The organism is Neptunomonas qingdaonensis (assembly GCF_900113275.1).
Lineage (GTDB): Bacteria > Pseudomonadota > Gammaproteobacteria > Pseudomonadales > Balneatricaceae > Neptunomonas > Neptunomonas qingdaonensis.
This window is the reverse complement of the sequence record NZ_FOOU01000022.1, coordinates 21541-38797: the sequence shown is the minus strand read 5'-3', so window position 1 is coordinate 38797 and position 17257 is coordinate 21541. Positions and strand designations below refer to the sequence as shown.

The window sequence follows — 17257 nt, the reverse complement described above, 5'->3', positions numbered from 1 at the left end:
TAAGTCGTTAAGCGCTCTTTCGCTGCTGTATTCAATTCATCCTGAGACTTGTCCAGCTCCATCATATATACGCCGCCATAGGCGGTGCTGACAGGCTCAACAATGTGGACAACCAGCAGTTCTGCGTTATGAACCTGACGCAGATCAACTGCCGTTGCGAGAACTTGTTTTGCTTCTTCGGAGAGATCAATTGCCACCAGTATTTTGCGATACTTAGCCATACATTGCTCCTTCTGTTGCTAGTTCTCTGATTATCCAGGCATTACTCTTCTTGAATTGTCTGGATATAGTAAACTAACTCCAGAACCCTTCCTCTGATAACCTTTTCAGCTCCCATCGGGCCATATTTATCTCCCTCTTCCATTTTGTAACGGCTCCCCCAGACAGGCATCTCTCTGTCTCCATGCCCCGAGACAAGGGTTCTACCATCAATTACCTGAAACACACGTTGGAAGGGATAGTTTCCGGAACCCAGGGATGGGTATAAACCATGGTTATTCTTCGCGAGCTGGGTTAAATCCGTGGGTTTTGGTGTAAGGAATTGAGCTATAGGCCCGTCTCCTTTACCACTAATACCATGACAGGAAGAACAAGAAGCAAGAAACTCATCTGCACCTATCATATGATTTTCTGCATGAGCGTTACTCATAGAAAATGACACGGCTAAAATCAGCAACGTACTGCATTTTTTAGCTATTTTGCTCAATGGAATTGGTTCAAACATGGTGTTCTCCTGAATGTTGTGTAGCTGTAATCCTGTTCATATGTTACTGGCTCATGATTACATCGTCTTTTTGAATGTTAGGGTTTTATATTTTTCACCCTCAGTCACTCGATACGATAGGATATTGAAAAGATGGAACTTCCGTCATATTTTTGGACATTTAATATCTCTCAAAAAATATATTGACCTTTACTACTAAATAACATTCTCAGTGTTGTAATCAATCGAATTGAGCTTTCCTTAAATTATTTTAAGAAAATAACTATCAAAAAAATTAAATTTATTCTTAAAAAATATATAAATTACAAAGCAGAAAATTTATGTACCTGTTTTTTAAATAGTTTAAACATCATTACACTCTTTAATGAGTCTCACCACCTATGTGTGCTTGTTCTTTTCTATCTGAAATTAAATTAAGGCCTGCTCAATAAAGAAACCTTGGTGCCTGTGATTATGATTGCTGACATCAATAAATCAGCCGCGGAAAAGCTCATCGCTGTTCAAACTGAATATATGACTGACCTGTTCAACACGGGACAGGCACAGATATTAGCGCTGAGCAGCGTGCGAGAGCCGAAAGAGGGGTTCGAACTGCAGATTAAATTTTTTAAAGAGTTAGACGCTAAATTGGCTAACATTGCTGAAAAAGAAATGACCATGCTGTCAGAAGCTAAGGAACAATTGATAGACGTTCCAGAAACAAATATTTCTGGTATGCCTGATATGTATGGGATTGCTGACGCTACCACTCGCAAAAACGCTTGATTGATATAAATGTCCGGTTCGAAAAGTGATATAGATTTTTCTTCAATATTTTCATCAGGTCAGTAACTCATCAGTGCCTTCAACGGAAAGATCTTCATTCGTTTCTGTTGATCGATGTCCTTAAAGTTAAACGGCCGCGGCAGGCGTTAGAGCGCGTTTAATAATGACCAAATTAATAATATCTTGTCCTTGCTCAGCGTGTGCTATTGGTTAATCAACATCTCAATTTTAACTGAATAAATCAAAATAAAACTCAAATCTTATGCAAGCATATCTGAGATTAATTAAAAAGAATATTCTATAAATATGCCTCATCGTACTGAGACCATTTGAATACAGTGCAAACAATATAAAGAGTTTAAGGTTATAGGTAATTTAACTCGTTTAAATCGATTATTTGATGATGCTTTTTTGAATAATTTTTTATGCCGACTGAAAAACGAAGGGGTAACACAGAAGAAAAAGAGGAGAAGGACGGAAAGCTTATTCGTCAGGAAAGGCATACAGGGAGCTATATGCGACAGTTCACCGTTGGGGCGGATGTAGCCCCTGATGCGATTGATGCTAAGTTCGAAAATGGAGTATTGTCGCTGGAGCTTAAGAAAGTTGAGACAAGTAAGCCCAAGAAACTCGAAATAAAAGTGAACTGACGTGTCATCTGTTTCAACTAAGGGGCTGTCGACAAACAGTCCCTGCTACCTGTTATGCAGGATATATCTCAGTATGTGAACAATAGGGCAGAGCTTTCCCATCAGCTTTCTCGGTTAAGAGAACTAATCTTGGTTAAGAGAACCAGGCACGTAGCGATGTACTCCAGTCACAAATGTTGGAAAGGATCTGTTATGTCACACATCAAACACTATTCTTATGTTTTCCTTCTCTTTTGCTTTTTGCAGATTCCGGCTCACGCGAGTAATAAAGTCTGGTTAATTGACGTTAAGGGTGGCATCGGCCCCGCCACAGCGGATCACATGGTTAGGGGACTTGAACAGGCACAGGAAGAACAGGCGCCATTTGTTATCTTAAAAATCGACACGCCCGGCGGGCTCGATAGCGCTATGCGGCAGATGATTAAAGCAGTTCTAGCCTCCGGGATCCCGATTATCGGCTATGTATCTCCTAGTGGCGCACGAGCGGCCAGCGCTGGCACTTATCTTCTCTATGCAACGCATATAGCGGCGATGGCACCGGCGACGAATCTGGGTGCTGCAACCCCAGTTCAAATTGGTGCCCCCGAACTGCCCTCTATCCCCAACCAAAAGGACAGCGAAGGTACGGATGAGCAACCAGCTTTAGTGGGATCTACTGCTATGGAACGGAAAATAATTAATGACGCCGTCGCCTATATTAAGGGGTTGGCTGATTTACGGGAACGTAACTCGGAGTGGGCCGCTCTGGCCGTGAGGGAAGGGGTTAGTTTGCCGGCAGAGGAGGCTTTGTCACTAGGCGTTATTGATTTAGTGGCTGCCGATATCAATAACCTTATGCAGCAGCTTGATGGCTACATCGTCAAATTAGGTGATGAGGAGTTGACACTGAGCACCAGTGAAGTTGATTTATATTATCACCCAATCGATTGGCGAAATGAGTTTCTTTCAGTTATTACAGACCCGAATGTTGCCTATATTTTAATCCTGATTGGTGTTTACGGATTAATTTTCGAAGCTTCTAGTCCCGGTTTCGGTGTGCCGGGCATAATCGGTGCCGTTTGTATTTTCGTTGCCTTGTATGCGTTCCAAGTACTGCCTGTCAGTTATGCCGGGCTTGCATTGATGGTGCTGGGTATAGGCTTGATGACGGCAGAAGCTTTTGCTCCCAGTTTTGGTATTTTGGGTTTGGGGGGGATCGCAGCATTTACCATAGGTTCGATCATTTTGATGGATACCGAACTTACTGAATACCAAATTGCCATTCCTTTGATCTTAGCCTTTACCGCGTTCAGCACAGTATTACTGGTGTTCACCTTAGGTCTGTTAGTGAAGGCTCGAAAGCAAGTCGTCGTTACAGGAATCAATCATTACGTTGGCAGCATCGCAGAAGTCGAATCATTGCATGGTGATACTCCGCTGGTTCGATTAGATGGCGAACTCTGGCAAGTGCAGTGTGATCAACCTCTGGCGTTACACGATAGTGTCACTGTTCGCGCTGCAGAAGGCGTCGGATTAGTAGTTACCAAGAATAACGGAGAAAGATAATGGACTTTCAGATAGAGTTTTTTGGCGTGCCATTTTTGATTATGGTGCTGGTTTTATTGATATCAATGTTTCGGGTGTTACGCGAATATGAGCGTGGCGTTGTTTTTTTGCTTGGACGCTTTTACAAAGTGAAAGGGCCTGGATTGATCATTCTGATCCCGTTTCTGCAAAAAATGGTTCGTGTTGATTTACGAACCGTGGTGATGGATGTGCCGTCGCAAGATGTTATCTCCCGGGATAATGTCTCGGTTAAAGTTAATGCGGTTATTTATTTTCGGGTCATCGATCCACAAAAAGCCATTATTCAGGTTGAAAACTTTTTAGAGGCAACCAGCCAATTATCTCAAACGACCCTTCGGTCTGTTTTAGGCCAACATGAGCTGGACGATATGCTGGCAGAACGAGAACAACTGAACGCCGATGTACAATCCATACTGGACAAGCAAACTGATGCATGGGGAATTAAGGTTGCCAATGTAGAAATAAAACATGTTGATCTTGATGAAAGTATGATTCGAGCCATAGCTAAACAAGCTGAAGCTGAGAGGGAGCGTCGGGCCAAGGTGATTCATGCGCAGGGCGAATTTGAAGCATCGCAAAAATTACTCGAAGCAGCCAGGATTCTATCCCAGCAAGAGCAAGCTTTACAGTTACGTTATCTGCAAACACTGGTGGAAATAGCCGGAGACAAGAGTTCGACTCTCATATTCCCTATGCCAATTGACTTGGTTGCAGGCCTAAAGAAACTAACAGAATAGAGGTGTAAAGCCGCCGCGAACAAGCGGGATTCCGGGGACAGTTTACTTAATTCTGTTAACACCAAGTGACTTTGTCGTAACTGACTACCAAGGGGTACCGAATCTACAAGCATTTGGTTGAGGTGGCCGAACACTCCGCTAGCCGCTTGATGCCACTATTTAACCGATCTGCTACTAGGATTCCGGGGACAGTTTACTTAATTCTGTTAACACCAAGTGACTTTGTCGTAACTGACTACCAAGGGGTACCGAATCTACAAGCATTTGGTTGAGGTGGCCGAACACTCCGCTAGCCGCTTGATGCCACTATTTAACCGATCTGCTACTAGCGAAGATAGTTATTGCATCATGTGATTTCGCCGCGATAAAGAATCTCGTTTTCTAACTGTATATGGCTAGCCAAATCATCTTTGAAGGTTCTTAATCCCAGGTAAAGCGCTGTCCAGGTATTACACGCACCTTTAGGTGTTATCACTCCTTCAGTTATATCATCAATTTTATTGATAGCCTCAAGGCAGAGTTCATGCTCTTGCTTCATTGTCACAATATGATCAGGTGTGACGGATAACGGGTCTTGCATAAGCCGAGGAAACAATACAGTTTCTTCATTTAACATATGCTTTTCTAATTCAATAAAAAAATGTTTGAGATGGTTAGCAAGTCCAATCGGACACTTAACATGTTCATGATGAACAGATTCGACGCGGCAGGCTAAGCGAAATAGCTCTTCAAGTTGCACTCTATGTACCTGATGATAACGATCCATTAAATGTGTAATCAGCTCCTTATTATCCATTTTCCTCCATTCATTCATCCTATCCGAAGTAACAGTTAATTGAGCAATTGCTTCTAAAACGTCATTTTCCTTAAGTTTTGTATTTTCCATTGCTTGCTTAAGGGTTTGGCTTCCATTCCAGCAATAGCTTAGGCCAAATTGACTAAACACTGCCGTAATACCGGGCACTTCCTGAACTAGCTGTGCTAAAGATTTACTGATAATGTCCATTGAAATATCCCTCGCAAAATAAAAACATTTAACTAAAGAAAAGCACTCATTAAATGTGAGCATGGCATTATCCTGGCCATGCTCTTTATGTCCCGTGCTCTATGTGAGGCAGTGAGTTAAGAGCCCATCTCTCTGCCTAACGCATAAGATTCAGTGACTTTGTTTATATCAACCGGTTGATCATTACATCGATTAGAATCGCCCCCACACATGGAGCAGGAATAATCTTTTTCCCCTAGTGCGGCACCGACACCGCCACATGAGCCTTTCAGGCTTCTGCGGCCATTCATGACGCCGATAGATGCAATGACAACAACGGTTAAAAGCAACATAAGTGAGAATAGAAAAACAGTCATGGTTGGCCTCCTGATACAAATAAATTGTACAAAACTCGTAATATGCATTTTAAATACATATTATAGATTTGTAAAGTAAATACGCTTTTGTACTTTCCGGAAGAGAGGCAATTGTCAGAGCAGTCGAAGTCTGGATCTTCTGCTGAGCATGCAAAGGAAATGGATCGCATGTTCGTTTTTAAGGCATGTAAGCGTGTAATAAGTGCGGGAGGTAGGTGTTATGAAGGTGAGTATTTATAGATATAACCCTGAACAAGACAGTGCCCCATATATGCAGGATTTCACGCTGGAGCTAAAACCGGGTGAGGATATGATGGTCCTTGATGTTCTGGAGCGGTTAAAGCAGAAAGATTCTACGCTCGCTTACAGAAGAAGTTGCAGGGAAGGTGTCTGTGGCTCTGACGGTATGAGCATTAATGGTATGAATACACTGGCATGTATAACCAGAGTGTCAGCTGTATTGAATGGCGGAGAATTACCCTCCGGTCATCATTTTAAGCCAGCACAAGGTGATGTAAGTTTAGTATTGAGGCCTCTGCCCGGACTACCTGTCATCAGAGACCTCGTCGTTGATATGGCTTCATTTTGGAAACAGCACGAGCAAGTAAAGCCGTGGCTAATCAATGATCAGGCCGCTCCTGCCATGGAGCGCCTCCAGTCACCTGAAGAAAGAGCAGAGCTGGATGGATACTATGAATGCATTTTATGTGGGTGTTGTACTTCGGCCTGTCCTTCATGGTGGTGGAACCCTGATAAGTTTATTGGCCCGTCCGGATTATTAAATGCATATCGTTTCCTAATTGACTCAAGGGATACAGCAACAGATGAACGATTAGCGGCATTGGATGACCCTTTTAGCTTATTTCGCTGTCGAGGAATAATGAACTGTGTAGTCTTCTGCCCGAAACAGTTAAAACCGAGAGTCGCTATCGGGAAAATTCAAAGAATGTTGATTGATCGGGGGACGTAAAGGTTAGCTGAATCACCGCAAAGAGAGCGCTGTCTGAACACCAGCAGCAAGCAGTATCTTTTCGTTCTATATATGAAAGTATTTTAACTATATGAGGTGGCACTATGACACATCAACGTATTCCTAAAGACTGGACAGTACAACGCTCGACTCCGTTTTTTACGAAAGACAACGTCCCTACAGCGCTATTGACGCATCATAACACTGCCGACAGTGTTTTCGGTCAGTTATGCGTGATGGAGGGAACTGTTACTTATTATGGATTTGCTGATAGTGAGGCCACAGAGCCTGAGGTAAAAGTAGTGATCCCAGCGGGGGAGTTTGCTACGAGTCCTCCTCTATATTGGCATAGAGTAGAGCTAAGTGATGATGCGCAATTTAATATTAACTTCTGGTCAGCACAGTCCAAGGAAGGGCAGCCATTATTTAATGCTAAAAAGTAGCTTTGACTCGTAATAATATAAAGTGTGAGTTGAGCTGTGCGTAGTGAATCGCCACTAGTTTCGATGCCCTGGCAACTAAAGATCGTCAAGCTTTAGGAGTCTGTCGGACAGACTCCTGAGGCATCTCTCTTATTTACTGGAATATATCGACATTAGTGGAATCAGCTCCTGTTTATTACGCATAAGGTCAGCGAGGGTGTAGTTTCCCATAGCGTCAAGAAACGCTTTCATCGCAATCGATAACGCTGTTTTCAGTTCACAGCAAGGAACGAGTTGGCAGTTTGATGTAAAACAATCAACACCATCGAGGTGTTGTTCCATCTTTTCAATAACCTGGCCTATATTTATATCGTCAGGTTCCTTTTCCAATCGAATACCACCGTTTTTGCCGCGTAGCGTTTCGACGTATCCCAGTTTTTTCAACTGTCCGACAACTTTGACCATATGGTTTTGTGAAACGCCATACACTTTGGCAACCTGTTCTACGCTACTGAGCTCTTGGGGAGGCAAGCTAGCTAAGTACATCAGCGTACGTAACCCATAATCAGTAAAAGAAGTGATTCTCATATTAAAATTTCCTAAAGGTTATTTCTAACTATTTCCCTAAGTATTGTCCTAACGGTTTTTCTAATATTTCCGCTACTTCGCATCAATCAACAAGATGCTATTTGAGTAACATAATTATACTTTTTTAAATATGCATTTGAAATACCATAAATTACGCATTATAATATGCATATGAAATGCATATTATTGTATAAGATCTCTGAGAATCATTTTTTCTTGAGATGAAGGCAATTACGAGAGGTAGAGAACAATGTCTAAACAAGCGCTTAACCACATCATTAACAATGAATACGCTGCTGGATTTGTTACTGACATTGAGTCCGATACGCTGCCTGCAGGGTTGGATGAAGATGTGATTGCCTTCATTTCAGCAAAAAAAGATGAGCCTGAATGGTTGTTACAGTGGCGAATCAACGCCTATCGGGAGTGGTTAAAAATGGCTGCACCTGATTGGGCACATGTTAATTTTCCAAAGATAGATTTCGATGCAATTTCTTACTACTCATCACCCAAAGGCATGTCAGATGGGCCTAAAAGTTTAGAAGAAGTTGATCCGGAACTATTGGCTACTTACGCAAAGCTGGGTATTCCGTTGCATGAACAGGAAGCGCTGGCAGGTGTTGCCGTCGATGCTGTTTTTGACTCGGTATCCATCGCAACAACCTTCAGAAGTAAGTTAGCTGAGGCGGGTGTTATTTTTTGTTCAATATCGGAAGCCGTGAAGCAATACCCAGAGTTAGTGAAGAAGTATCTGGGAACGGTGGTGTCCCAGGCTGATAACTTTTATGCAGCGTTGAATAGTGCCGTATTTAGTGATGGCACGTTTGTTTACATTCCCAAAGATGTGCGCTGCCCAATGGAGCTTTCTACCTATTTCAGGATTAATGAAGCAAAAACGGGGCAGTTCGAAAGAACGCTGATCATCGCGGATGAGGGAAGCTATGTCAGTTATCTGGAAGGGTGTACCGCGCCGATGCGGGACGAAAATCAGCTGCATGCGGCGGTCGTTGAATTAGTTGCACTCAACGATTCTGAAATCAAGTATTCAACCGTACAGAACTGGTATCCAGGTGATGCAGCAGGAAAAGGTGGCATATATAACTTCGTCACCAAGCGAGGATTGGCGCATAAGAATGCACACATATCATGGACACAAGTGGAAACGGGTTCTGCCATCACCTGGAAATACCCGAGTGTCATTTTATTAGGCGATAACAGTATTGGCGAGTTTTATTCAGTGGCATTAACGAACAATTATCAGCAGGCGGATACCGGAAGCAAAATGATTCATATCGGCAAGAATACAAAGTCGACAATCATCTCCAAAGGTATTTCAGCCGGTAAGAGCTCGAACGCCTATCGTGGCTTAGTCAAAGTCATCCCGCGGGCGAGTGGTGCACGAAATTACACTCAGTGTGATTCGTTATTAATCGGCGATACGTGCGCTGCCCATACATTTCCATACATTGAAAGCAGTAACTCTACGGCAGTCATTGAGCATGAAGCCACCACATCAAAGGTGAGTGATGAGCAGTTGTATCTTTGTCAGCAGCGAGGGCTTGCGGCAGAAAAAGCGGTTTCTATGATTGTGAATGGCTTTTGCAAAGAAGTGTTTAAGGAGTTGCCTATGGAGTTCGCTGTTGAAGCTGGAAAGCTATTGGAAGTGAGTCTTGAAGGCTCTGTGGGCTGATTAATTATTAGCGTTTTTTAGGAGCATTTATCATGCTGACAATTAAAAATTTACAAGCAAACGTTGAGGGAAAACCGATCCTCAAAGGGCTGGATCTGGAAATCAAACCTGGTGAAGTACACGCCATTATGGGTCCCAATGGTTCAGGCAAAAGTACCTTGGGCCACGTTCTGGCCGGACGACCCGGATATGAAATTACAGGCGGGAGTATTTTCTTTAAGGGGGAAAACCTGATTGAAATGGAAACTGAGCAGCGGGCTAGAAATGGGCTGTTCTTAGCCTTTCAGTACCCTGTTGAGATTCCGGGGGTGAGTAATATGGAGTTCTTGAAAGCCTCTGTTGACGCGTTACAAGAACATAAAGGAGAGCAACCAATGGATTCGGTTTCTTTCCTTCGACAAGCACGAGAAATGTACAAACAGGTGGATCTTGATCCTGGCTTCTTAAAACGAGGCGTCAATGAAGGGTTTTCTGGGGGTGAAAAGAAGCGTAACGAATTGATTCAGATGCTTATGTTGCAGCCCGCTTTGGCGATTTTGGATGAAACCGATTCGGGGCTGGATATCGATGCGCTTCAGGTTGTAGCGGAAGCCGTGAACTCGCTTCGATCTTGTGAGCGTAGCATCGTGATGATAACGCATTACCAGCGATTGCTAGACTATATTAAGCCGGATTTTGTGCATGTACTCTCAGATGGAAAGATCGTGCGCTCAGGCGATAAATCGTTAGCTCTTGAACTAGAAGAGAAGGGCTATGGTTGGATCAGTGAGGTGGAATAATGTTTGATTATATTGGGCACACATTGCAAAACCCGCTCCCCGTTACTTCGGGTTGGCTCGAAAGTCTCCATCAAAAAGCAAGATTAGGGGCGTTGGGAAGAAAAGTATCTGATGAGTCTGCAACTGAAAGTTGGAAATATTCATCCCTTTGTGCATTAGAAGAGAATAATTATGCGACTACCGCTAAGCCGGATCCTGAGCCTGACTTGTTGGATAAAACATTAAGCCAGACTATTGGTATCGATAAATCCAATGCACATAATCTGGTGTTCGTTAATGGTTTATTTTCTGCAGAATTATCGGATGTCGAGCCTCCTCCTGGCGTTGAATTTGTCAGATTTTCTCATGCCGAAGGTCAGCATCTGACTTCAATTAACGCGTCTTTGGGGACGATGGCCGATAAGCATCAGTCCATTTTTAGGGTGTTGAATGAGCTGCACTTAAAAGACGGTATGTACATCAGGGTGAATAAAAACGTTGAACTGGACAAGCCGATTCAGATTGTTTGGCTGACAACGCGACAAGCTCAGAGCTATACCGTTTCATCAAGAGTCTTGATTGAGCTGGAACCCGGCAGTAAAGCACAGATTTTTGAAACTTTTACATCTGATGATGCGCAGCAAAATAGTTTTACCAACAATGTAACCGAGTTGCTATTAAGAGAAGGGGCTTACCTTCAGCATTTCAGAGTTCATCAAGAGCAAGAAGATGCGTTGCATATCGGTGCTGTACATGCAGACCTGTATGAAAATGCAACACTTAAAAGCTTTCATCTGGCGCTGGGTGGTGCGCTTAAACGGGTTGATGTGGCGGTAAACCTGCTGGGCGAGGGTGCTGATTCGGAGCAGTTTGGGGCTTATTTACTGTGTAATGATCAGCATATGGATTATCACACAAGCACGGAGCATTTTGTGCCTAACTGTACGAGTAACGAAGTGTTCAGAGGAGTAGTCGGGGGCAGATCTAAAGCGGTGTTTAATGGTCGTATCCATATTCATCCGGGTGCTCAGAAAACATTAGCGAGGCTGAGTAATAAGAACCTTCTCACCAGTGATACAGCGGAAGTCGATACGAAACCCGAGTTAGAAATATACGCTGATGATGTGCAGTGTGCCCATGGCGCCACAGTCGCCCAGCTAGATGAACTGGCCATTCACTACCTGCAAACCCGAGGCATTAGCAGGGCAAAAGCCAAAGCGTTGCTCAGTTATGGATTTGTAGCGATGTTGCTTGAGCAAGTACCTGAACCAGTATTCGCTGAGCATATTACAGCCATCATTAATCACTATTTTCAACGCCATTATTCGGAGGAAGGTTGTGATGAATAACGTAATGAATAACACCATGCTAGCCAACGCTGTCGATGACTTTGATGTGACAGCACTTCGCATGGATTTTCCTATTCTTGATAAAAAAGTAGGCGGCAAGCCGTTAATCTATTTTGATAATGCCGCTACGACGCAAAAGCCAGAGTCAGTTATAAAAGCGATGGATGATTATTATCGATCCATGAATGCCAATGTGCATCGTGCAGCTCATACCTTAAGTGCGCAGGCTACTGATGCTTTTGAAAGGGCACGCCGTCATGTGGCTGCTTTTATCAACAGCCCTTTTATGGAGGAGATCATTTGGGTTCGTGGCACCACAGAAGCGATCAATCTGGTGGCAGCAACGTGGGGAAGAGCGAACATACAGGCGGGAGACAGGATCCTTTTAACTGAGATGGAGCATCATTCAAATATAGTCCCCTGGCAGTTACTGGCCAAAGAGAAAGGCGCTGAAATTATTGTCTTGTCAGTCACTGACGCCGGTGAATTAGATCTGACGAATCTGGACTCATTGTTAGATCAGCGGGTTAAGCTGGTGGCATTGACGCATGCCTCAAATGCATTGGGAACGCGCAATCCGCTTGAGCAGATTATTGAAAAAGCTCACTCCGTAGGTGCTAAAGTTCTCGTCGATGGTGCACAGGCTGTAGCGCACTGGGATATTGATGTTCAGTCCTTAAACTGTGATTTTTATGCGTTCTCTGGCCATAAAATGTATGGCCCGACAGGGATTGGCGTTCTGTGGGGGAGACGGGAACTGCTTGAGCAAATGCCGCCATACCAAAGTGGCGGCGAAATGATTAAGCGTGTCAGTTTTAGCGATACTAGTTTTAACGATTTGCCCTATAAATTTGAAGCGGGCACACCCAATATCGCCGGAGCAACAGGCATGGATGCTGCTATTAACTATCTTGGCAAGATAGATCGACAGGCGGTATCTCAGTATGAGGCAGGGCTCTTAGAATACGCGATCAGAAAGGCAGCCGACATTCCGGGAATAAACCGGGTGGGTACGGCGAAAGATTCAGCCAGTATTTTCAGCTTTACACTTAAAGGCGTACATCCAAGCGATGTTGGTACGATTCTGAATCAGCAAGGTATTGCTGTCAGAGATGGGCATCATTGCGCACAGCCACTGATGGATCGCTTAAATATCCCGGGAACTATCAGAGCATCATTTGCCTTCTATAACACATTTGATGAGATTGATCAGTTTGTTGAGGGGCTGGTAAAAGCGAGAAGTTTATTATGTTAGAGGCCTTCTTAACTATTTTGAAATGAAAACTTAATTCTACAATTCAGGAGGATAGGATTATGTCTGACAGACAAATCGTAACCACTGTAATGGACTGCCCGGGCCGGTTAGTGCCTGTGGGGGATCCTCTGATTATACCGGCAAACACTTTTTTAACAGTGACCCAGGCACTTGGAGGGAATTACACGGTTGTCTATAACGGGAATATGGTCCGCATTGACGGTACCGATGCAGCGGCTATCGGCAAGGAGCCGGTACAGCTTTATTTCGAAGCACCGCTAGATGGACTCATCAGTAAAGAGCAGGTGTGGGAAGCATTACAAACGATTTATGACCCCGAAATACCTGTGGATCTGGTCAGGCTAGGCCTGATTTATGCTTTGGATATCAACGATGATATTGGTGAGGTAAGTATTCAGATGACACTCACTGCGCCTGGTTGTGGTATGGGACCTATATTAATGGGGGATGTTGAATATCGTGTCTCCCAAGTGCCTCATGTGAAAAAGGTCAGGGTCGAGTTGGTCTTTGATCCTCCCTGGAGTCGGGAAAGGATGTCAGAGGAAGCACTCTTGGAAACGGGTTTAGTGTGGTAGCCGGCTACATTAATCGTTTAGATAAAGGTGACGAAATGAGAACACATCCTTTTGGAACAAAAATTAGTACTGATGACATCATAGGCACTTTAGAATTCTTTGATGACTGGGAAGATAGATACAAGTACATCATTGAGTTGGGTAAAGAATTGCCGGAGATGCCCTCTGAATGTAAAACGGATGATAAGCTTGTTGCTGGGTGTCAAAGCCAAGTATGGATTGAGTATTGTTACCATCAGGGACGATTACAATTAAACGCCGATAGTGATGCATTTATTGTTAACGGTTTGCTGGCAATTGTACTCGCGGCCTATCATGATAAGACCTACCAATATATTGGTGATTTTAATATTCAGGAATACTTTTCCAGACTAAACCTGCTACAACATCTGAGCCCCTCACGGAGTAACGGGCTCGTTTCTATGGTTAAACGAATACAGGATATAGCAAGTGCATATCAAGCGACACAAAAGGTGAGCTGAGACATGTATCTGTGGCCATTGAAAAGCTGCTGGCAGTACGTGACACTCCAAAGAGTAATATTTTCTGAGTATCAATGGTTACAAGGATTTTGTATGAATCTTGATAAAGCTAAAAAACGAATTGCGAAACAGGTCAAGAAAGGCTTTAAAGGCTATCCTCAAATCACATTATCGTACTTTGGTAAAAGTGCAGGTTGTGCAACAGAAGTCGTTATTCAGTTTGCTCAGAGTGAGGACGAAGAAGTTCAGGAACAGCGCTTCAGGAGCGAAAAGGACACACGCGAAGATGAGGTTATTCAATCTGCCTTGCTCAAAATTATCGAGCGTGCCAATGTCAATTCGGTCATAGAAATTGCAGGTGTGCAAATAAAATAGACGGTGTGATATGAAAGTATATTTTTCACATGGAAAAGAAAGCGGCCCTTGGGGAAGTAAAATTAAAAGACTCGCAAACATGGCTAAAGAGCATGGGTGCAGTGTTGAGAGTATCGACTATTCAGATCTTTCCGACCCTGATCTTAGGGTTGAACGTCTGGTAAGCGTTTTGAAAGAGGTAGAAGGTGATGTCTTGCTTGTGGGCTCAAGCATGGGCGGTTACGTGTCTTTGGTGGCTGCAGAACAAGTGAATGCAAAAGGGATATTTTTATTAGCGCCTGCGCTATTTATGGCTGGTTATAAGAAGCAAAACTATACGAATAAGACTCAAATAGAAATTGTTCATGGTTGGTCTGATGATGTTATTCCACCGGAAAACTCCATTACATTTGCTAAGGATGTTAACTGCTCATTGCATTTGATTGCTGGCGATCATCGGCTTAATTCTTCCATAGCGGTTGTTGAGAAACTATTTTCACAGTTTCTAATGTCTCACGCTGTTCCATTATAAGTGTTGTACTTATTAATTGAATTTCACGCTACAGTATTTCCTTAGTTAACATTTTAGTAGTGTTTTTAAGTGCCATGAATCCAACAAGTCTTGAAAGTAATCCAAGACCACTGTCTTTAAATGGTTTCACTAGTCTTAACTTTGTACTTTGTGGTGGCTGAACATAGTGTGTTTGAATCGATAAAAGTGGACAATTAATGATAAAAAGGAAGGATTGTGGAATGGTTATTTTTACGCTGGACTTTCTGATTTTCGGTCTCGTTAGTGTTTTTTATTTGTCAGAAAACTTTACACATCCTCTATTTGATTTTCTCGACCATCGCTAACTTCTTATTTTTCATATTGATTTGTTCATATATCAAAAACTGGCACAATTCTTGTTTAAATTAAAATGCAGGATATGCAAGCAGTTCCGGGCATTGAATAATTCACTTTGAGTAGGAAGGGAAAGCATATGAAAAAACTAAAACGCACGATTATCATAAGCACACTGACCTTGCTTTGTAGCGGTACAGTTATCGCCGCTCCAATTTACTGGACAGACTGGGAGGGCACAGATCAAGACCCTAGCTCTGGTTTTCAGGGGCAGGGAACCATTACTACTTCAGGCAGTACGGTGGGTGTTACGTACACCAACGCGAATGGTATCGGATTTTACCAATCTTCAGGTGGTACCGACTATTACCAGAACGCAGGAGGACTAGGCCGTGACGACACCATATCACCTTATACAAGTAGTGTTGTAGATAACAGCCCCACTGGCACTGACATCGTTGCTTTACGTTATGCCGGGAATCAGACCCTGGCATTTTCTGAAGCAATCGCCAACCCCGTTTTCGCTTTCGTTAGTCTGAATGGCAATGGCTATGCTTTCCTTAATCAAGACTTTAATATTCTGAGCGTGGGTGGTGAGGATGGTAACGCCTGCGGTTATTGGGGTTGCGGCGGAGTGACTAAGAATATTGTCGATCTTGGTGGTGGGAACTTTAGCTATGAACTTAATAGCTCTAACGTGGGTGGCTCTGAGCCGCATGGTGTTATTCAATTCACAGGAGCGTTTGATACTTTGGCTTGGGACAGCGCCTCCAATGAATATTGGAATGGATTTACGGTTGGCGTGCAAGGTACCGCTGTTGAAGTTTTCCCGGTAGATCCAAACAGTGTTCCTGAGCCTGCATCACTGTTACTTTTAGGCTTGGGATTAGCCACGCTTGCTACGCGACGCCGGAACAAATCCTAATTAACTAAACTCTAAGGAACCAGCGGTAACCAGAAATTACCGCCGGCTCCTTAAAATCCGCTCTATATCTCCGCACACTTAATATCCAATCATGAAACTAGCGGGTATTTGTCGACAGAGTTTATCTGCCACCATAAAAAATGATCTGTTTATTTCACCAAGCTATTATTTTTGTTAATAGTTCATATCGTAAACAGACCAGTGATGTTTTTGTGTTGACCTTGGCGGTTAACAGATGATGCTTACTTTGCAAAGACAAGCTGGCTTCGAGAGCTGCCTGCACATAGTACAGCAAAAGTGATTATTCAGTCAGTTTGCGCGGAGTGAAGAAGCAGTTCAGGAGCAACGCTTTAGGAGTGAAGCCAACGGCAGAAGAAATTAGGCAGGCATTGAGCCGCTGCCCACTGATTATTACAATTTGGAATCTTTAGCGCTGGGTGGGCTTTCTGTGGGAATGCTAAAGCGCTTCTAAATGATCAATCATAATGAACTTTTCAGCATTGATTAAGTCTGTTCATAAACGGCGATTTCACGCTGCCCTCATGATGGAATAAATACTAAATGATAGATTACATAGCTGTTTTTATTACTTTTTTTGCAGTTATTGATCCGATTGGTACAGTGCCGGTATTCATCGCGGTAACCGATAAATACGATCAAAAAACAAAACGTCGTGTTGCTTTACTGGCAACGATAGTTTCGACGTTTGTGTTGTTATTTTTTATGGTGGGTGGCGAGCTATTATTAAATGCATTGTCAATTCCGCTTCCCGCATTTCAAATATCTGGCGGAATAGTTTTGTTTCTATTCGCTCTAAATATGATATTTGGTGATAGTAAGCCTGATGAAGAGATAAAACTATTACAAAACTCCCATCGGGAAACCGCTATTTTCCCTCTTGCTGTACCTTCAATTGCAAGCCCGGGCGCGATGTTAGCGGCAGTACTGCTAACAAAAAATTCTGTATTTACTATTCTGGAACAATTACAAACAGCATTTGTGATGTTATCCGTTCTGCTTTTCGCTTATGTACTCATGCTGCTGGCTGGTTTTATTAACAAACTGGTCGGTAGTAGTGGTGCGAGTGTTATAAGCCGAGTCATGGGGCTGATTCTTACGTCTGTTGCTACCACCAACATACTCGCTGGCCTTGGTGAGTATTATAAATTTCTGCCCTCATAAACAGAACAGAAATCAGGCTCCTCAACTAATCAGGG

Annotated in this window: 21 protein-coding genes; 16 read left to right on the top strand and 5 right to left on the bottom strand. The window is 43.2% G+C overall.

Features of this window, described 5'->3' with window-relative positions:
• A partial coding sequence (locus BM099_RS19570) for a universal stress protein (protein WP_143083812.1) occupies positions 1–221 on the bottom strand: 221 nt, incomplete at its 3' end.
• Between the two features lie 41 nt (positions 222–262).
• Positions 263–724, bottom strand: coding sequence for a c-type cytochrome (locus BM099_RS19565; RefSeq protein WP_090730864.1), 462 nt, complete (start codon positions 722–724; stop codon positions 263–265).
• 441 nt (positions 725–1165) lie between these two features.
• Here BM099_RS19565 and BM099_RS19560 point away from each other — a divergent pair, with 441 nt between their 5' ends.
• From BM099_RS19560 to BM099_RS19545, 4 genes are all read left to right on the top strand, one after another.
• The gene (locus BM099_RS19560) at positions 1166–1489 is read left to right on the top strand and encodes a phasin family protein (protein WP_090730862.1); all 324 of its coding nucleotides are present in this window, start codon (positions 1166–1168) and stop codon (positions 1487–1489) included.
• A 425-nt stretch (positions 1490–1914) separates the two neighbouring features.
• Entirely contained in the window at positions 1915–2139 is a 225-nt protein-coding gene (locus BM099_RS19555; protein WP_090730860.1) for an Hsp20/alpha crystallin family protein, read from the top strand.
• Between the two features lie 192 nt (positions 2140–2331).
• Entirely contained in the window at positions 2332–3684 is a 1353-nt protein-coding gene (locus BM099_RS19550; protein WP_090730858.1) for an NfeD family protein, read from the top strand.
• Positions 3684–4442: a slipin family protein gene (locus BM099_RS19545; RefSeq protein WP_090730856.1), complete on the top strand. Its 759-nt coding sequence runs from the start codon at positions 3684–3686 to the stop codon at positions 4440–4442. Before BM099_RS19550 ends, BM099_RS19545 begins: the two co-directional genes overlap by 1 nt.
• 346 nt (positions 4443–4788) lie before the next feature.
• Here BM099_RS19545 and BM099_RS19540 read toward each other — a convergent pair whose 3' ends face one another.
• Both BM099_RS19540 and nqrM read right to left on the bottom strand, forming a co-directional pair.
• Positions 4789–5511 (bottom strand): DUF542 domain-containing protein, encoded by a 723-nt coding sequence (locus BM099_RS19540; RefSeq protein ID WP_090730854.1) that lies wholly within the window; start codon positions 5509–5511, stop codon positions 4789–4791.
• A 53-nt stretch (positions 5512–5564) separates the two neighbouring features.
• Positions 5565–5804: a (Na+)-NQR maturation NqrM gene (gene nqrM, locus BM099_RS19535; protein WP_090730852.1), complete on the bottom strand. Its 240-nt coding sequence runs from the start codon at positions 5802–5804 to the stop codon at positions 5565–5567.
• Positions 5805–6024: 220 nt separating this feature from the next.
• Between nqrM and BM099_RS19530 the strand changes: the two genes are divergently transcribed.
• A complete protein-coding gene (locus tag BM099_RS19530; RefSeq protein ID WP_090730848.1) occupies positions 6025–6774 on the top strand; it encodes a succinate dehydrogenase iron-sulfur subunit in 750 nt (249 codons plus the stop codon).
• Between the two features lie 104 nt (positions 6775–6878).
• On the top strand, positions 6879–7217 hold the full coding sequence (locus BM099_RS19525; protein WP_090730846.1) for a TehB family protein: 339 nt from the start codon (positions 6879–6881) through the stop codon (positions 7215–7217).
• 129 nt (positions 7218–7346) lie between these two features.
• Here BM099_RS19525 and BM099_RS19520 read toward each other — a convergent pair whose 3' ends face one another.
• Entirely contained in the window at positions 7347–7784 is a 438-nt protein-coding gene (locus BM099_RS19520) for an Rrf2 family transcriptional regulator (RefSeq protein WP_090730844.1), read from the bottom strand.
• A 250-nt stretch (positions 7785–8034) separates the two neighbouring features.
• On the opposite strand from BM099_RS19520, the gene sufB reads away from it, so the two are divergent.
• The 10 genes from sufB (at position 8035) to BM099_RS19470 (ending at position 17222) form a co-directional block, all read left to right on the top strand.
• A complete protein-coding gene (sufB, locus tag BM099_RS19515; RefSeq protein ID WP_090730841.1) occupies positions 8035–9474 on the top strand; it encodes a Fe-S cluster assembly protein SufB in 1440 nt (479 codons plus the stop codon).
• Between the two features lie 32 nt (positions 9475–9506).
• Positions 9507–10253: a Fe-S cluster assembly ATPase SufC gene (sufC, locus tag BM099_RS19510; protein WP_090730839.1), complete on the top strand. Its 747-nt coding sequence runs from the start codon at positions 9507–9509 to the stop codon at positions 10251–10253.
• Positions 10253–11581 carry a Fe-S cluster assembly protein SufD gene (sufD, locus tag BM099_RS19505; RefSeq protein ID WP_090730837.1) on the top strand — a complete coding sequence of 443 codons (1329 nt, stop codon included), beginning with the start codon at positions 10253–10255 and terminating at the stop codon, positions 11579–11581. The genes sufC and sufD overlap by 1 nt, the downstream gene beginning before the upstream one ends.
• Positions 11574–12836, top strand: coding sequence for an aminotransferase class V-fold PLP-dependent enzyme (locus BM099_RS19500; RefSeq protein WP_232349053.1), 1263 nt, complete (start codon positions 11574–11576; stop codon positions 12834–12836). The genes sufD and BM099_RS19500 overlap by 8 nt, the downstream gene beginning before the upstream one ends.
• A gap of 59 nt (positions 12837–12895) precedes the next feature.
• On the top strand, positions 12896–13432 hold the full coding sequence (gene sufT / locus BM099_RS19495; RefSeq protein WP_090730835.1) for a putative Fe-S cluster assembly protein SufT: 537 nt from the start codon (positions 12896–12898) through the stop codon (positions 13430–13432).
• A gap of 35 nt (positions 13433–13467) precedes the next feature.
• Positions 13468–13914, top strand: coding sequence for a SufE family protein (locus tag BM099_RS19490; protein ID WP_090730870.1), 447 nt, complete (start codon positions 13468–13470; stop codon positions 13912–13914).
• 93 nt (positions 13915–14007) lie between these two features.
• Positions 14008–14289 carry a hypothetical protein gene (locus tag BM099_RS19485; RefSeq protein ID WP_090730833.1) on the top strand — a complete coding sequence of 94 codons (282 nt, stop codon included), beginning with the start codon at positions 14008–14010 and terminating at the stop codon, positions 14287–14289.
• A gap of 10 nt (positions 14290–14299) precedes the next feature.
• Positions 14300–14800: an alpha/beta hydrolase gene (locus BM099_RS19480; RefSeq protein WP_090730831.1), complete on the top strand. Its 501-nt coding sequence runs from the start codon at positions 14300–14302 to the stop codon at positions 14798–14800.
• Positions 14801–15254: 454 nt separating this feature from the next.
• Positions 15255–16040, top strand: coding sequence for a PEP-CTERM sorting domain-containing protein (locus tag BM099_RS19475; protein WP_090730829.1), 786 nt, complete (start codon positions 15255–15257; stop codon positions 16038–16040).
• Between the two features lie 561 nt (positions 16041–16601).
• Positions 16602–17222: a MarC family protein gene (locus BM099_RS19470; protein ID WP_090730827.1), complete on the top strand. Its 621-nt coding sequence runs from the start codon at positions 16602–16604 to the stop codon at positions 17220–17222.
• The last annotated feature ends 35 nt before the right edge of the window (positions 17223–17257 follow it).

What these genes read in the sequence shown, in the direction of transcription:
- BM099_RS19565 (WP_090730864.1), bottom strand. Translation starts at nt 724, where the DNA reads ATGTTTGAACCAATTCCATTGAGCAAAATAGCTAAAAAATGCAGTACG.
- BM099_RS19555 (WP_090730860.1), top strand. Translation starts at nt 1,915, where the DNA reads ATGCCGACTGAAAAACGAAGGGGTAACACAGAAGAAAAAGAGGAGAAG.
- BM099_RS19550 (WP_090730858.1), top strand. Translation starts at nt 2,332, where the DNA reads ATGTCACACATCAAACACTATTCTTATGTTTTCCTTCTCTTTTGCTTT.
- BM099_RS19545 (WP_090730856.1), top strand. Translation starts at nt 3,684, where the DNA reads ATGGACTTTCAGATAGAGTTTTTTGGCGTGCCATTTTTGATTATGGTG.
- BM099_RS19540 (WP_090730854.1), bottom strand. Translation starts at nt 5,511, where the DNA reads ATGCTCACATTTAATGAGTGCTTTTCTTTAGTTAAATGTTTTTATTTT.
- nqrM (WP_090730852.1), bottom strand. Translation starts at nt 5,804, where the DNA reads ATGACTGTTTTTCTATTCTCACTTATGTTGCTTTTAACCGTTGTTGTC.
- BM099_RS19530 (WP_090730848.1), top strand. Translation starts at nt 6,025, where the DNA reads ATGAAGGTGAGTATTTATAGATATAACCCTGAACAAGACAGTGCCCCA.
- BM099_RS19525 (WP_090730846.1), top strand. Translation starts at nt 6,879, where the DNA reads ATGACACATCAACGTATTCCTAAAGACTGGACAGTACAACGCTCGACT.
- BM099_RS19520 (WP_090730844.1), bottom strand. Translation starts at nt 7,784, where the DNA reads ATGAGAATCACTTCTTTTACTGATTATGGGTTACGTACGCTGATGTAC.
- sufB (WP_090730841.1), top strand. Translation starts at nt 8,035, where the DNA reads ATGTCTAAACAAGCGCTTAACCACATCATTAACAATGAATACGCTGCT.
- sufC (WP_090730839.1), top strand. Translation starts at nt 9,507, where the DNA reads ATGCTGACAATTAAAAATTTACAAGCAAACGTTGAGGGAAAACCGATC.
- sufD (WP_090730837.1), top strand. Translation starts at nt 10,253, where the DNA reads ATGTTTGATTATATTGGGCACACATTGCAAAACCCGCTCCCCGTTACT.
- BM099_RS19500 (WP_232349053.1), top strand. Translation starts at nt 11,574, where the DNA reads ATGAATAACGTAATGAATAACACCATGCTAGCCAACGCTGTCGATGAC.
- sufT (WP_090730835.1), top strand. Translation starts at nt 12,896, where the DNA reads ATGTCTGACAGACAAATCGTAACCACTGTAATGGACTGCCCGGGCCGG.
- BM099_RS19490 (WP_090730870.1), top strand. Translation starts at nt 13,468, where the DNA reads ATGAGAACACATCCTTTTGGAACAAAAATTAGTACTGATGACATCATA.
- BM099_RS19485 (WP_090730833.1), top strand. Translation starts at nt 14,008, where the DNA reads ATGAATCTTGATAAAGCTAAAAAACGAATTGCGAAACAGGTCAAGAAA.
- BM099_RS19480 (WP_090730831.1), top strand. Translation starts at nt 14,300, where the DNA reads ATGAAAGTATATTTTTCACATGGAAAAGAAAGCGGCCCTTGGGGAAGT.
- BM099_RS19475 (WP_090730829.1), top strand. Translation starts at nt 15,255, where the DNA reads ATGAAAAAACTAAAACGCACGATTATCATAAGCACACTGACCTTGCTT.
- BM099_RS19470 (WP_090730827.1), top strand. Translation starts at nt 16,602, where the DNA reads ATGATAGATTACATAGCTGTTTTTATTACTTTTTTTGCAGTTATTGAT.